General features: G+C 54.6%; 15 protein-coding genes and 1 pseudogene. 5 read left to right on the top strand and 11 right to left on the bottom strand.

The features are described 5' to 3' along the window. Positions 1-442: 442 nt before the first annotated feature. A pseudogene (locus ACL2XP_RS10735) lies at positions 443-728 on the top strand (DUF4113 domain-containing protein); the annotation flags it as partial. 158 nt (positions 729-886) lie between these two features. On the opposite strand, the gene ACL2XP_RS10740 reads toward ACL2XP_RS10735, so the two are convergent. The 10 genes from ACL2XP_RS10740 to ACL2XP_RS10785 all read right to left on the bottom strand — a co-directional run bounded on the left by ACL2XP_RS10740 (position 887) and on the right by ACL2XP_RS10785 (position 9,417). Next, complete coding sequence (locus ACL2XP_RS10740; RefSeq protein WP_413738548.1) at positions 887-1,309, bottom strand: single-stranded DNA-binding protein; 423 nt, start codon at positions 1,307-1,309, stop codon at positions 887-889. A 72-nt stretch (positions 1,310-1,381) separates the two neighbouring features. Then, on the bottom strand, positions 1,382-1,909 hold the full coding sequence (locus ACL2XP_RS10745; RefSeq protein WP_413730207.1) for a DUF3158 family protein: 528 nt from the start codon (positions 1,907-1,909) through the stop codon (positions 1,382-1,384). Continuing rightward, on the bottom strand, positions 1,906-2,733 hold the full coding sequence (locus ACL2XP_RS10750; RefSeq protein WP_413730208.1) for a PFL_4669 family integrating conjugative element protein: 828 nt from the start codon (positions 2,731-2,733) through the stop codon (positions 1,906-1,908). Before ACL2XP_RS10750 ends, ACL2XP_RS10745 begins: the two co-directional genes overlap by 4 nt. A 403-nt stretch (positions 2,734-3,136) precedes the next feature. Beyond that, positions 3,137-4,357, bottom strand: coding sequence for an STY4528 family pathogenicity island replication protein (locus tag ACL2XP_RS10755; protein ID WP_413730209.1), 1,221 nt, complete (start codon positions 4,355-4,357; stop codon positions 3,137-3,139). A 3-nt stretch (positions 4,358-4,360) separates the two neighbouring features. Beyond that, a complete protein-coding gene (locus ACL2XP_RS10760; RefSeq protein ID WP_413730210.1) occupies positions 4,361-4,921 on the bottom strand; it encodes a DUF2857 domain-containing protein in 561 nt (186 codons plus the stop codon). A 15-nt stretch (positions 4,922-4,936) separates the two neighbouring features. Beyond that, entirely contained in the window at positions 4,937-6,661 is a 1,725-nt protein-coding gene (locus ACL2XP_RS10765) for a ParB family protein (RefSeq protein WP_413730211.1), read from the bottom strand. Further along, positions 6,654-6,917, bottom strand: coding sequence for a type II toxin-antitoxin system HicA family toxin (locus tag ACL2XP_RS10770; RefSeq protein ID WP_413730212.1), 264 nt, complete (start codon positions 6,915-6,917; stop codon positions 6,654-6,656). The genes ACL2XP_RS10765 and ACL2XP_RS10770 overlap by 8 nt, the downstream gene beginning before the upstream one ends. Further along, positions 6,901-7,779, bottom strand: coding sequence for a ParA family protein (locus ACL2XP_RS10775; RefSeq protein ID WP_413730214.1), 879 nt, complete (start codon positions 7,777-7,779; stop codon positions 6,901-6,903). The genes ACL2XP_RS10770 and ACL2XP_RS10775 overlap by 17 nt, the downstream gene beginning before the upstream one ends. Before the next feature lie 49 nt (positions 7,780-7,828). Then, the gene (locus ACL2XP_RS10780) at positions 7,829-8,041 is read right to left on the bottom strand and encodes an AlpA family transcriptional regulator (protein WP_413730215.1); all 213 of its coding nucleotides are present in this window, start codon (positions 8,039-8,041) and stop codon (positions 7,829-7,831) included. A 473-nt stretch (positions 8,042-8,514) separates the two neighbouring features. Beyond that, positions 8,515-9,417, bottom strand: a complete 903-nt coding sequence (locus tag ACL2XP_RS10785; protein ID WP_413730216.1) for a LysR family transcriptional regulator — start codon at positions 9,415-9,417, stop codon at positions 8,515-8,517. Between the two features lie 578 nt (positions 9,418-9,995). Here ACL2XP_RS10785 and ACL2XP_RS10790 point away from each other — a divergent pair. Further along, the gene (locus ACL2XP_RS10790; protein WP_413730217.1) at positions 9,996-11,243 is read left to right on the top strand and encodes an MFS transporter; all 1,248 of its coding nucleotides are present in this window, start codon (positions 9,996-9,998) and stop codon (positions 11,241-11,243) included. Between the two features lie 121 nt (positions 11,244-11,364). On the opposite strand, the gene ACL2XP_RS10795 is transcribed toward ACL2XP_RS10790, so the two are convergent. Next, positions 11,365-12,285 (bottom strand): LysR family transcriptional regulator, encoded by a 921-nt coding sequence (locus tag ACL2XP_RS10795; RefSeq protein ID WP_413730218.1) that lies wholly within the window; start codon positions 12,283-12,285, stop codon positions 11,365-11,367. Between the two features lie 224 nt (positions 12,286-12,509). On the opposite strand from ACL2XP_RS10795, the gene ACL2XP_RS10800 reads away from it, so the two are divergent. The 3 genes from ACL2XP_RS10800 to ACL2XP_RS10810 are packed head-to-tail and all read left to right on the top strand — an operon-like array spanning position 12,510 to position 14,757. Continuing rightward, entirely contained in the window at positions 12,510-13,124 is a 615-nt protein-coding gene (locus ACL2XP_RS10800; RefSeq protein ID WP_413730219.1) for a hypothetical protein, read from the top strand. 27 nt (positions 13,125-13,151) lie between these two features. Then, positions 13,152-13,931 carry an AfsA-related hotdog domain-containing protein gene (locus ACL2XP_RS10805; protein ID WP_413730220.1) on the top strand — a complete coding sequence of 260 codons (780 nt, stop codon included), beginning with the start codon at positions 13,152-13,154 and terminating at the stop codon, positions 13,929-13,931. Further along, a complete protein-coding gene (locus ACL2XP_RS10810) occupies positions 13,924-14,757 on the top strand; it encodes a hypothetical protein (protein ID WP_413738549.1) in 834 nt (277 codons plus the stop codon). Before ACL2XP_RS10805 ends, ACL2XP_RS10810 begins: the two co-directional genes overlap by 8 nt. Positions 14,758-14,759: the final 2 nt, after the last annotated feature.

Here is a 14,759-nt window from a genome sequence, read left to right on the forward strand (position 1 = left end):
AAAACCAGCATATTACTGCCTATGCTCTCCATCAGGGCCATGAACACGTTGGGTCTGTGATCCGCCGGCCAGGGATTGGCGGGGGTACGCGCATCAAGGGAGTTCAAGCCGGACTGCTGCAATCGAGCATGAGGGCCAGGGCCAAGCTTTATATATCAGTTGCAACGCTCATGTGAAAGTGCTCTATGAGCGACTGCTGCTGAAAGGAAAGGCCAAGATGTCGGCGCTGGACGCGGCGGTGAGAAAACTGATTTATCTATGTTATGGAGTGCTGCATACGCAGCAGCCCTATGATAAAAATTATCTGATAAAAACCAGTTAGCTCTGTTTAAGTGCAAGACGGTTTCCCCGACCGGGCATCCTGTGAGCGTAAGTGCTTTATAAGCGGCCGCCAAAGGAGAAAAATTATCGAGCGAAACGCTGTCAAAGTTGTTGACTTGGAAGACGGCTCGATCGGATTTGGAACGCAGGGCACCGTTACTTGAAGGCCGGCGTGATGCTGGCTGGCTTCTACAGCTAGGTGTCGCGCAGTTCAACCTGTTCGACGAGCATCAACCTCAAAAGAACAGTGCCGCGCTGACGCATATGGTGGACGGGCTGAAACAGATCAGAAAGGGCAAGGTCTGGTTCGCCGGTCAGGGTGTGCAGAAAAAATCATGGGTGATGAAACGGGCATGCTCTCACCGACTTATACAACCCGCTACGCTGATTTGCCTGTTGCCAGATAAGGTTGCGTGCTGTTTGTATAACAATGTGCCGGGCAGACGGCGCGAAAGAGAGTGATTACGGCGCGTCCGGTCAGTTAGGAGAAGCGCAAGCTATCCCCAGGGGATAGCTTGCGGGTAAACGGAAGGCCGTATCACAATGACCGTCCTGCGCACCCAGCCTATTCGGTTGGCGCTGGCTCCGCCGGTGCGGGGGGTAATGCTGATGAGGACGCCGACTTCGGGGCGAGCTTGACCGACTCGATGCGGTAGGGCTGGATCCCCACGCTGCGTGCGTTGATGCGATAGGTCGTGCGGGCATTGTTGTTTTCATCGGTCCAGTCGTCGCGCTCCTCACGCCCCTGAACCACGATGCGCATGCCCTTCTGGAACAGCGTGGCATAGTGCTCGGCATCGCGATGCCACCAATCGACCGGCCGCCAGAAACCGCCGCGGTCCTCGTAACTGCCGTCCTTGGTGGGCACAGGATTGTCGAAGTAGACGTTGAGGCGCAGTACCCGCCGTGGCTCCTCGTTGCCGTTCGGGTATTCGTTGAACTCAGGCGGCGAGCCGATATTGCCCTCGTTGATAAAATAGGTGCTCATGGTTGCGATCTCCGTGGTGGTTGAAAGGCCCGCACCGTCACAGCCTGCGCGGGTGTGCTGCAGCGAGGCGGATCAGGGCTGTGGCCGGTAATACGAGTGTGCTGCGTCGGTGAGCGCGTTCATCCGGCGCAGGTAGACCTCTTCAGCCTGGGCCATCTTGCTGGCGCATTCCTGGGCCTGGCGGCTGAGGGTATGCAGCAGGCTGATTTGCATGTTCAGGGCGATGCGTTGCTGTTCAATAGCGAGCAGATCGTCCAACAAGGCGACGAGTGAAGTGCGGTCCATCAGTTCTTCCCACAGCGCCACGCCCATACGCGAGCGGTCGAGGTTGCGCCAGCGCAGAAAGGTGGTCCCTGCGCCAGTGGCCTGCTGGGCCAGGGCAATGGACAGCAGGTTGAACGGGGGACGGTGTGTCTGCGACAAAACGCGCCGCTGCGCCAGGCCAATCAGACTGTCGCGCAGTGAATGGCACTGGCTGGCCCAGTCCTCCAGACCCCCCTTACCCTTAAAGGGTCTTAAAAGGCCTTTTAGATAGGCTGCGTGTTCCAGACCGCGGAAGTCCGCCTGTTCCAGACTGACAAAACGGTTCGGGCCACTCATTCAGATCGTTCCTCATCATCGGAATCATCAGGCGCAGCTGTGTCATTGGATACCTCAGCCAAGACGCTGGCCCCCTCGGTTGCGAGAACGGCCCCCTCATCCTTAGCCGTTGCTGAGCTGTCTGAGCGTGTGGTCATGGCCGACGGCGGCGGACGACGCAGCAGCGGTGGGGCGAAGCGTGAGCGTCGGGTGCCTTCGAGCACGGCCTGCGGCAGCGGCCCATATTTCTCAAGCGCGGCGCGGGCTGCGGCATTGTTCGCGGCGAAATCGTCGCGCGTGGTGCCTGAGTAGCGAAACTGCTGGGCCAATGAAAACAGACTGCGCAAGGCATGTGCGCCATCGTTGAGCCAGCGCTCCAGTGTGCTGCGGTCGATGAGCGCGGTGTGATGTGCCAGGATGAGCTTGCGGGCGATATCGTCGAAATCCGCCAGCAGGTAGACCGCCATGAAACCCAATTGCGAATTGACGAACAGCGGCAGCTTGACCGGCTGAACGTTCAAATTCTCACCTAGGCTCAGGGCTGCGGGAACATCGGCCAGTGCCAGATCCACCTGTTCGCGCAGGGTATGCAGCGTGGCGCGAGTCTGCTCAAGCTTCTCCTCGATGCGTAGCATCCATTCGTCACTGTAGGGATCGTCCTGTTCCGAGCCGCGTTTGAGCTTGTTCATGACCGAGACGTAGCCGGCCAGGCCAACGATGCTGGGCCGGCCATCGCTGGCAGCGCGGCCGTGCCAGATACGGGATGCGTGGTGCGTATGCAGCGTCAGTGTCATCGCACTGCGCAATGACCCGAGGTTGAGTTGCAGAGGTTCGTTGTTTGCCATGGAGACGCCTCGCAGTTGAAGAACGAGTCGCCAGCATCGCGATAGCATGGAAGGCTGTCAGTCGGAAAACCGCACTTGGCGCTATCCCGATTCTTGCGATGGCATGGCAGGTATCACACCTATCCCCAGGGGATAGGTGGTCCTCGCACGCCGGCTTCTTCCTTGATGCCGGACGACGCAGGGGTCGGACCTACCCCCCTGGGGATAGTTTGGGATAGTGAGAATTGGCTGAATCGGCGGCCGCCATCCCTCGGTGGTGTGGCATCAATCAGCTATCCCCTGGGGATAGCACCGAAGCCGGCCGACTTCGCGTGCCGGTCATCTTCCTCGATGCCAGATATGCCATGGGAGCCGGACTTATCCCCCGGGGATAGCCTGCAGTCCTTGTCGCCGGCAATCTCCGTTAGCATACCGGACGCGAGCGGATATGCAGCAGGGCACGCAGCCGGGCAATATGCTGCAAGGCCGCCTCGCGGGAAGCCGGCGGCGCCGCTGTGTTGGCCGAGGGCGATGCCGGAGACGGTGTCGCAAGCGGACACGTCTCGGCCTGGGCGACGACCCATGATTTGAACTCGCCGCGGATGGCTTTCTGAATGATGCCGAACAGGTAGCCGGCCGGGTTGCGCACCGCGGCGCCGCGGCGACAACGCACCGCCCATTCGTCAAGCACGGCTTGCCGTTGGCCTGAGTCGACCTGTTGCAGGGCAACCAGCGCGCCAGCCTGTTGTTCCTCCTTCAGTGCAAGAAAACGTTCAGGCAGTTTCAGGTTCGGCAACCCACGCGCACGCGGTACAGTACGTACTTCTTTTTCTTTTTCTGTAATACGTACTGTACGGACCGTCTTCGGATCCCGAAGACGGGCGTCAGGCGGCACTTCCGGCCCGGCTTCGGATTCCGAAGTGAGGGGAGCACGAATCCGAAGAAGGTCGTCATCCCCGTCTTCGGATTCGTGGACGGCCTGCGCCTCGTGTGCGCGTGTGACGTTCCCCTCCTGTCGGGCCATACGTTGCGCCAGCACCTGTAGACGAGTGGGTAGGGTTCGTCCGCTGAGCAGTGGGTCCGCGGCGATTTCCCTGAGCGTGTTGCGGCCGGTGACCTGAACGGCCTTGGCCGCATGCGTCAGCGACTGGCTGACCAGGCCGAGGTAATCCGGATCGAGTTGCATAGCCTCGAACGGGGTCACGGGCTCGTCGTGCAGCACATAAACATTCCCCTGGATGCGGCCGGACCTGCGGTCACGGCGACGTCGCACCAGGCTGAGCCAGCGGGTCAGCCGCAGGAGCGTGAGGGCACGTGCCACGGTTTCATGCGAAGCCTGCGGCCCACAGGGCATGGACGCAAGCCAGGGGCGCAACTGGTCATAGGTGGGGAACGCGGTGAGGCCATCGCCATTGAGTTGCAGGCGGAACACTTGCCAGGCATTGCGCTCCAGCGGCGTCAGGCGCGCATCAAGAAATAACGCGCGGGGAACGCTTTCGTGCCGGTTGCCGCTGTAAAGCATGCCATCTTTGAAGGATGAAGACGCAGATGACTCAGGTGGCGGAGTCACTTTGCGCAGGGCGTCATCGAAGAGTTCGGACAAATCGACGGATCCGTGGTGCTGGGAGGTGCCATCCAGCCTCATGGTCTACACCAGCCCCTGGTCGACCCATTGTCGTACCGCGGCCCAGACAACCGACATGGGCAGCACCATGTTCTCGGCAAGCTCCATGGCCAGGGGCAGCATCGCCATCTCGTCTGCGGGCGAGATGGCGTGTTGCTGCAGGCCATCCTTCCATTGCTGCCACAATGCTGCATCCTGGGCTTCATCCAGGACGGGATGGCGACCCTTGCGCCGGGGCAGGCCGAGAATATCCCGGCGTAGCGCCACTTCCTGGTGTGTGAGGCCAAAATAGCGGCTGACCATCTCCGTGCTGGCCCCCAGGCGCAGCATGCGGTCAATGGTTTCAACCTCTTTGCCGATGTCCTGTGCCTGATCCAACAGCCGGAGCAGTGCCTCACGATTGATGGATACCGTGCACCAGGACACCGAGGCGTTGACCAGCAGGCTGACCAGTGCCGGATGCTTGAGGGCATCGAGCTCTTTCTCGCCGAATCCCATTGCTTTGCAACGGCGCAGCTGTCCGTTGCGCAGGTCATGCAGGGCCTGCGCGATGACGGCCTGGTTCAGGGGATGGGGTGACGACATGTTGGCCTCCCATCCTCAACCGTCGTCGTGCGCAGAACCTGCTTCGAGATCCAGCAGGCGGCGCGCCAGACGCAGTAGTCGGAAGAGCTTCACCAACGCCTCGTCACTGAGCCGCGCGATAGTATCACCATGCCCATACAGAAGGGCGGCCAGTGCGTCAGGCGGCACAGGGTGATCAAGCCTCTCGGGCAGCGCGGAGGGGTTAGCCAAGGCAGCCAGCAGAGTCAGTACCGCCTGCGGGAATGCAGGGAATGAGGCAGCATCGCGAGGCGGTGAAGGTGAGGTACATACGAAACCGATACCGTCATCGCAGAGCGTGATCCAGTCGGTCGCCGAGGCTTCCCCAGCGATCTCGCGGGCGAACTGCGCGATATGGACGCGCAGGCGCTCCGGTGTCTCCAGCCCTGGCTCTATGTACCAGACATCGGTGATGGGATAGAGCCCGCCGACCTGGATCGGGATGGCCTGTAGCACATTGTCGGCAAAATCAGTAACCTGGTCGCCCAACTGATCGGCGACCAGACGCTGGATGGATTGCAGACGATCGGTAGTGGGCGCCGGCGAGATGATATGTCCCAGCAGGCGTTCTTCCTGCTCTTCCTGCTGCGCGTACCCCGCCGGAAGTGTTTCTTCCGACGATTGGATGTCCGGTCCGGGCGTGGAGGGTTCCTTCTCGCCCGCAGGTGGCATGAAGGTCGTCTCCGGAGCAGTGGTGGACGCACTGCCGGGACGGAGTCGGGGTGTTGCAGCGGGAGCCTCGGATGGGGCCGGGGAGCGGGTTGCCGGAAGGGACGGTTTAGTGCGTGGCTCCGCCGCAGGCGGCGTGTTCGGCGCGGGCGGACTGGTCAACACCTGCTGGCGATGTTCGCTCTCGATGACTTCCAGATTGAGCGTGTCGTAGTTCAACTCCAGCAATTCAGCCATCTGCCCGATCAACTCGTCCTGGACACGCTGCAGCGAGAAGGTGTCGGAACCTGCGTCGAACGGCGCCAGCACGTCTTGGAAAAAAGAGGCGAAATCCATAGGAAGTCGTTTGGCTGCAGAATGTGCTTCCCAGGCGCGCTCACAGGCCCGGCGCAACACGCCAAGGCGTTCGACCTGATGGCGGCCAAGCCCGCCGTAGAGCACCGTCGGAATGACGGGCAGCAGGTAGCGGACGGCGTCCTGCATGCGGCTGATGTGCGACTGTTGAATCGGGTAGCCGTCCGCCGAAAGACGCCTGGCCAGCTCGGACTGCGACAGGGAACGTCCATCTTCCTGCTCGTAGAATTCGCGGGCTTCTTCAACACCGAGCGCCCGCTCGATAAAAGATAGCCTGCCATGAAGTTCGTCTTCAGCGAGGTGGCCGGTCAGCACGATGATTTCGCCACGTTCCGGCCAAGGGCGAAACAGGCAGGAAATACGAAAAAAACGCTCTTCCTTAGTTTCGGCCCATAACTCGCGCAGGATGGCCAGTCGCGTATTGCCGCCGTTGCGAATGATGAAATGTTCGGCGCCCGGCCGGCGGGTAATCGGGGGCGGGGCATCGAGTCCTCGTTCGCGGACAGAGGCCTTGATCTCCTCGTAGAGGGGATTGCGCGTCCGGCGCGGGTCGAGTTCATAGGGGCGCAGTTCGTCAAGCGTGACCACCATCGGGGTATCGGCAATCGGGTCGCTGAGCGCTGCGGCGGAAGGTCCGCTGCGTTCGAAACCTGCCGATAGCAGTTTGTCGGCCATGCCTTGTGAAGTCAGTTCAGCCATGGCCGTCCTCCCGCAGGGAAGACCGGCTAGCAAGCTCCGACGCTTGACGTTTGGCGCGGCGCAGTCGCGCGCGGGCGTTACGTCCGACCCGGTGGTCGCTTGGCGTCGAGCCGGTGTAAATGGTGGCATAGCCGGGCCGGATGAATTTCAGATGGCCGCCGTGCGTACGCACCACGCGCCAGCCTTCAGCCAGTGCGAACTCAATGACCGCGCGCAGTTGCTTGTGCCCCCGGATCAACTCATGGATGTTCGACATGGACAGGTCCTCCCGTCGTCATGCGCGTTCTGACGCGACCGGTGACGAGGGCGAACCTGTCATGCCAGTGCGGGAACAGTTCGCATGCCAGCGCACGCATCGTCTCCAGTGCGGCGGGCGCGATGCGGTCGATAGGCTGCCGGTACTCCACCCGGTGAACAGGAAGTCCCCGCGTTGAGGCGCGGGGGTAGGCTTCAAGGGCGGGAACGCCGGTGTTAAGCACGCGTACCGCAGCCTGCTCCTGGAACATCATCCTCAGGGCCTGCTGGATCAACCGGGCGTTGGACGAGACCGGATGCATGCGGTTGATGAGCAGGCTCAATGGTGGCGGAACGATGCCCACACGGCGATAGGGCGCCAGATCCTTGATCAACTGCAGGGTGCCACGACGTAACTCGCGGGCGGCCAGGATCTCCAGCGTGACCGGGGACAACACCATATCCGATGCCAATACGGCCATTTCAAGCAACACGCTGCGCGCCCCCTGGGTATCGATCAGCAGCAGGTCGTAGCGCGGCGCCAGGGCGGGTAGCAGATGTCGCAAGCGCAGGCGTCCATCGGGTGCGTGCAGCAGCAGCGTGTTGAGTTCGCTGCGATCGTCGTTGGAAATGACCAGGTCCAGTCCGGTGATAGCGGTATGCGAGACCAGTTGCTCAATGCGTTGTTCGTTGAACGCCAGCAACTCGTAGATGCCGGCGGGTGCCCGCGCCGCGAGCGAAAAATAGCTCGACAGGGTCGGCTGCACGTCCAGGTCCAGCAACAGCACACGCAGGCCGGCGTCCGCGGCGAAGCCGCCGAGATTGGCCGCGGTCGTCGTCTTACCCACACCGCCTTTGGTCGAGATAATGGAGACAACCTGCATGATCGCACTCCTCGCTGAATGGAAGGAAATGGTCCTCGTTGGAAGACGTTCAGATGCGATCTTTCAGTCGCTCGATGATCCACTGATCGATTTCAGCGGAGTCCCAGCCCACCGCGCGTACGCCGAGGCGCAAGGCTTTGGGAAACTTGCCTTCTTTCATCAGGTTGTAGATATGGGCGCGCTTGAACCCCGTTTTTATTTCGACTTCGGCGCGCCGCAGAATGCGGTGCTCCTGGGCCGGGTCGTTATCTTGATTTGACATACAGGCCACTCCTTAATGCCGTGTGGCATTCCTGGGACTGACCCGTATTAGAGGAAAACCAACACAAAAACGCAGCAAACAAAAGGTTCAAGCGTCTCACCGTATTGTTGTGTCCTGCATGCCTGACTCAGACGTTGAGTTAGGCTGACACCAGTGGAGAGACGGCACGAATTAGGAATGAACAGTTTTGTTGAAGAAAATAATTGATTAAAATTTGAACGACCTTGTCGTCAATAATTTTTAACAGGCGAGGGGTGTAATGAGAAAAACAAGGTGGTGAGGCCAAAAAATTTAGCGGATGCGCGCAGGTGGAAATGGGAATAATTGTTACATTTTTTGTTTAAATTAATTTATCAATATGAAAAAAGTGATATGCGTCAAAGATTGCAACTTGAAAAATTTCTTGGGCTGATGATAAAAAAGGCATGGTCAATTGACTTTTGCCATGCCTTACCACTGTGAACGAGTTTGCATCATTGGCTTTGAGAGAAGTGGTTCATTTCACCGGCTCGGTGCAGGAATCGCGCAATGGCGGGCTCAGGATCGCGTTCCAGCAGGACAAAAAAAGTCGAGGTGTCGGGAACATCGTCTTGCATCGGTCTGACAATGACGTCTGGATGCGCATAGAGGGCCAGTTGAGATGCCAGCCCTATGCCGATACCGTAACCCGCGGCCACCAGCATGATCATTTGCTCATGCCCGGATACATATTCAGCGATGTCTGGAAGAGGCAGGTTTTTGCTTGAAAACCAGCGAGATATGACTTTGTAGCCGCCCGAGCATTTTTCGGGGTGGCAGAGTATGAGGCGATTTTGAATAGCGTTTTGCAGGGCCACCGTTCTGACGCTGAGCAGGGGATGATGCGTCGGGATAACGACTGCCGGACGTTCACTCCAGACCTTATACTTGATGTATCCATTCTGGCGTTCATCATCGAGGGTGATGCCAATATCAATCTGATCATGATGCAGGGCACGGAGCATTTCGCTGGTCGTCATCTCCATGATGCGGATCTCGGTGCCGGGGTCTTCCTCACGGCTTCTCGCCAGCAGTCTTGTCAATGGGGGTTGAGCAAGACTATCGGCCAGGCCAAGGCGGATCCGTCCGCACAGACCCTGAGAGGCCGCCTGTACACGGGATTGTGCGTTTTCGAAAAAAGAGAGCATGCGGCGAGTTTCCTCAAGTAGTACTTCGCCAGGCCACGTCAGTTGTAAACTCCCTTGGGTCCGATTAATCAGCCTGACGCCAAGTTGTGACTCCATCTCATGGACGGCGTGGGACAGGGAGGACGGTTCAATATGCACGCGTACCGACGCACGTGTGAAGTTAAGCTCTTCTGCGACAGCCATAAAATATCTAAGGTGACGAATTCTCATAATATATTTCCTTTAGTGAAAGTGGGTAGTTCCGGTGAGCGATGGGGGTCTTTTTTTTTTTAGTTGCTTATGATCTCACGCTGGAATGCGTTTGATCTGGTAGCAGGCAATAGGTGAGTTTGGTCAAGAGATAGACATTCGTCCTGCTCTAAGTCGATGTCAGATTGGTAGCGTATCCCACGTACCGAGATCCTAAGCCTTAGCAACAGAAATGGTGGTCTATGCGCACAGTTGCGAAAAATCGTCGCATTCTACCTTGGCGAGCGATTACGGCAGTTGTTGTATAGGTGTGGTGGTGGGCAGCGTCGCTACTGGGGGATTAGGCAAAAAGCTGCTAATACGAAGACTCGGTAAAGAAAGAGCGTCTAAATTGGGCAGAGGATTCCATTATATTGATGATCGCATTTTCCGGGGAAAAGATCGGCAGGGTCGGGAACGTGTCGCCATCGTTGCAAAAGTGATCTCCCGTGGGTACGGACCAAAACTTGGACTACTTTGGAGGTAGTTCATGTATTCTTACGAGAAGAAACGCGTACCTCGTTAAAATCATTTGTAGGCTAAAAAATGGCAGATTGAATATGAAGGAAAACCGATTTTTTGGATGGTACGTGGTTTACGCCACACATATTTTACTGGCACTGATTTTTGGCGCGGCTTATTCTTTTGGCGCATTTTTTTCGCATATTCAGTCAAGTTTTTCGGCAGGGAGTTTTTCCGTCGCGTCCATCTTTTCACTAACAGCATTGCTTTATTATATTGTCGGTGTTTTCTCCGGCACCCTTGCCGATAGACTGTCACCCCGTGCGGTGGTGATAACCGGTATTGCATTGTTATCCATGGGTTTTTTTGCCAGCAGCTTTTTGTCGTTTTCTCTGCACTGGTTTATTCTCTGCTTTGGTTTGTTGGTTGGCCTGGGCGTTGGTCTGGTCTATGTCCCGGCGATAACGACGACACAGCGGTGGTTTATAACCAGGCGCAGCCAGGCGTCCGGAATAGCCCTTGCGGGAACCGGCGTGGGGACGTTCATTGGGCCGACTGCGGCGGGATGGTTAATGCAAAGTCTGTCCTGGGAAGCCACCCTACGCATTTTTGCTGTTTTCATTTTGATTTCCGGTGTGCTTGCGGGTTGCCTGATGAGAAGTAAACCGGAAGCTTATGGTTTGTTGCCGGATGGCGAGAAAAAAAATGAGAATAGCCCGCCGGGCAGCGGGAAGGCATCAGCGGGCTCGGGATTTAGAGAGGCCGTCACCGCGGCGCCTTTTTGGTGGTATTTCAGCGCCATATTCCTGGGGTCTGTCGGACTTTTTTTAGCTCTGGTACATATCAATCCTTATGCGCGGCAGTTCAGCCTTTCCGCCAGTGAGGCGAATTTGCTGATAGGATTGATCGGGGTCGGCAACGTGGCAGGACGTTTGTTTTTGGGCCGGGCAGGGGATCGTATGGGACCTCGCCGGCTGTTGCAGTATTTGACCTTTTCATTGGCACTGCTAAATCTTTTTTGGCTTGAGGCCCATAGTTTTTGGTCACTTGCGATTTTTGCCTTGTTGTTCGGTGTAGCGAATGGCGGGTGTATCGCACTTTATCCGGCAGTGGCGGCAGGATGGTATGGTACGACAAATTTGGGCGCCATTCTGGGCGCGCTCTATATTTCTGTTGGCGTAGCGGCAGTCGCCGGCGGCAGTCTAGGAGGACTTCTTTTTGACCTGAGCCATACCTACTCGGCTTCTATCCTGTTTAGTACATTTTGTGCATTACTGTCAGTTTTGTGCATTATCATGGCTCGCAGAGCAGTGAACAAAGGCACTAACATTTCCGCTATAGATTGAAGCGGAGAGATAATAATGTATCCTGTAAAATGATTTGCGTACGGCAATTCAGGAAATTTAATCGGCAGGACATGATTATACCTAAAAATTTATTTGAGCTTTAGCAAATATCTAACCACTATTATGGTTCAAAGGGCTCAGATGCAACACCGGCTAATAACTGTTCTACCGCGGCGAGGACCTGAGCACGTATTTTCCCTTTCCGTGTCACCATATACACATCGATATTCAGTTTTTGTCCAGTCTGAGCGTCCAGACATCTATAGCATAAGCCTTTGCGCGACGACAGGCACATAGACTTTGGCATCAGCGCCATACCTTCCCCCCGAGAGACATGGGCTAGCGTCAACAATGAGTCATCCGGTTTACGTTTAAGTGTAAACGGCAGGCCTTGAAATACAGTCTCGCACTTATCATAGAAACTCGGATTGGCACTACGGTTAAACCAATAAAGAGATAAATCAGCAACATCCTGGAGCGACACACGCTCTTGAATACTGGCAGGGTGAGCAGATGGCATCGCCAACATCAGGGGTTCTTGATGCAGCCAATGGAAGACGAAATCATTGAGATTACCTGCGGGTTTTTCGCCCGTCAGGACAATATCGAGATTGCCGAGCTCAAGGATATGTAATAGTTGTTTTGACGTCAGCTGGTAAGAGAAAATATCATCAGCATCGATCAGCTTTTGCAAATGTGTATTAATGGTTGGGATCAATGTGAAATCCAGCGTTCGTGTCATCCCAATTTTGACCCTGTCACTAACGACTTTCAGCCCTTTCATAACCTGTGAAAGCTGGTCGATCAGTTGCCTGGCCTGCTTATCAAGCTTGAGCCCGACCTCCGTTAAATGAACCTGATGTGTATCTCGGGTGAACAAATGGCTGCCAATAACATCTTCCAAACACTGGATCTGACGGGTAAGCGGCGGCTGCGTCATGCTCATACGCTCCGCTGCGCGCCGGAAATTCAGCTCGTCGGCCACCGCAATAAAACATTGTAATTGTTTGATTGTAGGAAGTTTTTCTTCTGGGTGAATCATATTGGATCTCCAGCGTCTTTTCTACCATCTTCCAGGGAAAAGAGAATAATAGATACAATAAGATAACCCTTTTCAGTTGGCAGAAACGTAAGGACTTTATTTTTGGTAGACACCCCAAACAAAAATCCGTGATACTTAAATTATATTACAAAAGTAGCAATTCTCATCAATGAGTAAAAGGATAGTGTGAAGTCTCTCACACAAAACATAATATAGGCTTTACTATGTCATCCAAATATGTACTCATTTCGCGCTTTCCGCTGAAAGCTAATGCAGACAAACAGGTTCTCACCTCACTGGTTAACAGCAGTAACAAAAGGTATTTTATTTCAGATGAACCGGGTTTAAATGAACTGCTGGAACTGCGCGCGTTCACTACCCTTGCGGAAATTGCCACCCAGGAAGCGGAATTAGAGAGCGCATTTACTCTTTTTGCCAGCGACCTGGTAGGCGATATTCGCCGTGAATTGGTAAAATATGTCGAAGCGCCCATTGAATCGCAGACTGATTTACCTGAGACAGAATATGTGCAATTAAGGCATGTTGAAGTCCCTGCCGAAAATTACAAACAATACCGTCAATGGCGTGAAAAAACCATCTTCAACGTGGTTCGCGATAATAAAGATAAAATTGTTAGTTTCGGAGCTTATCACTCTTTGATCAGCGGGCAGCCAGGTGTGATGTTTATCTCGGCATTTGATGGCAATAAAGAGGCTTACAAGAAAGCTTTCACCAACGAGCGTTATAAGACCATTATTCAGCAAGCTGGTGATAATTACATCACCGGTGGCAATGACGGTCTTTATACCCGATTTTATCGCTCTATCGTAGGTTTATAAAACTTCATCCTATTATGAGAATTTGTCATGACTAAAAAAATAATTGTTGTTGGTGATAAATTCAGCGAATTTTCTAACGGCAGGGATATCATTACTATCAGCCAACTGGATTTAATCACTCAGATCCCGGCAAATATTATTGATACGGCCAGCCAATTCATTGTAGGACAAGGTGTCCGAGAAGATTATGCCGGGAAGGTATTAGATAACCAGGAACGAAATAAACATCATGAAAATAAACTGGATCTGACCGAATTGCAACAACTGGCCACCACGGGTAAAAATGTACATTCTCACAAAGAATTGTACCATAATATTTTGATTGGCACCGCGGGCAGAGTGAGTGAAGATCTTTATGTTATGCCACTTTCGATTGATGAGCGCTGTGAACTCATGGCCGATCATCAAACAGGCAAACATATTCAGGGCATGATATTGGTTGAAGCGAGTCGCCAAGCCTTTATTGCCATTACCGATGAGTTTTATATGGCTGATAACACTGTCAGCACATATTACGTCATTAATGAAATGAATATGAAGTTTGATAATTTCCTTTTCCCATTGCCGGCATTGATATATTACGAACTGTTGGAAAAAGACATTAATGAACGGCGTTCACGCTTTAAAGCGATCGTTCGTATTTCTCAACATACGACCCTGTGCTCATCCATGGACGTTTCTTTTACGGTTTATCCCTCTGTCGTTATCAGTGAACGGGAAGAAATATTGGCAACCGGTATGACGCATTCTGTCTTGCAATCGAAAATTGACCCCTCCATGGCTATCAAAGGAAGCACACATGTCTGAATTACACGGCCAGCGCTATACCCTGGCCGTGACCACGCAGGGGCCGCTTTATCCCCCGGCAGAGGTCATGGACGCGCAGGGTAATTTTGTCGTCATCGGTCAGATCTCGAAAGACACCGGTATGAGTTGGGGGGCGGCCATTGTTGATAAAGAGAGTCCGCTGCCGCCGTTCGGTAAAATATTGCCTTATAAAATAAAGCAAGATATCGATACATTGACTGAGGCGAAGCTGGCAGAAATAACGCTGTTTGCGCTGCCATTACCTTTGCCACTGAATAACTATCCCATGCTTTTTTCTCCAGAACAAAGACCGCTAGCAGCGCTGGACGTCAGGCCGTCGATGCCGCTGCATGAAGGGCATATTGCCGATTATCGCTCCATGGATGGGAGACGCAAATTACCGGCCATTACATTAGCGGATTGGGTTAAGGCACAGGGAGAGTTAATCGTCTCTGTCAGTGAAGATAAACGCTCTGCACGGTTTGATTTCACCTTTAAAGGACTGGTTCCCGACAGTGTGTACACCGTGATGAGCCAGCGAGAAAGAGATCTCGACCCTATTTTACCCAGTCGCCCCGGACCGTTAGGCATTCCTAATGTCTTTATGACTGACGCCAGCGGGGATGCACAATACTGGGCGCAGTTGCCGAATCCATTCCCTGCTGATGGAGAAAACCGTAATCGGATTATCAATGTGGTGGTGTTATTTATGAGCTGTCAGCAAAGCTACGGCGGAGCCATCGGATTATACGGTTTAGGCGGTGATATTCATGCCCATCTGAAACTTCCGACACTCTCATTCAGTGAGTTCACGACCTTTGATTAAGG

The sequence above is a fragment of the Sodalis sp. RH21 genome (assembly GCF_047324175.1).
In the GTDB taxonomy this organism is placed as follows: domain Bacteria; phylum Pseudomonadota; class Gammaproteobacteria; order Enterobacterales; family Enterobacteriaceae; genus Acerihabitans.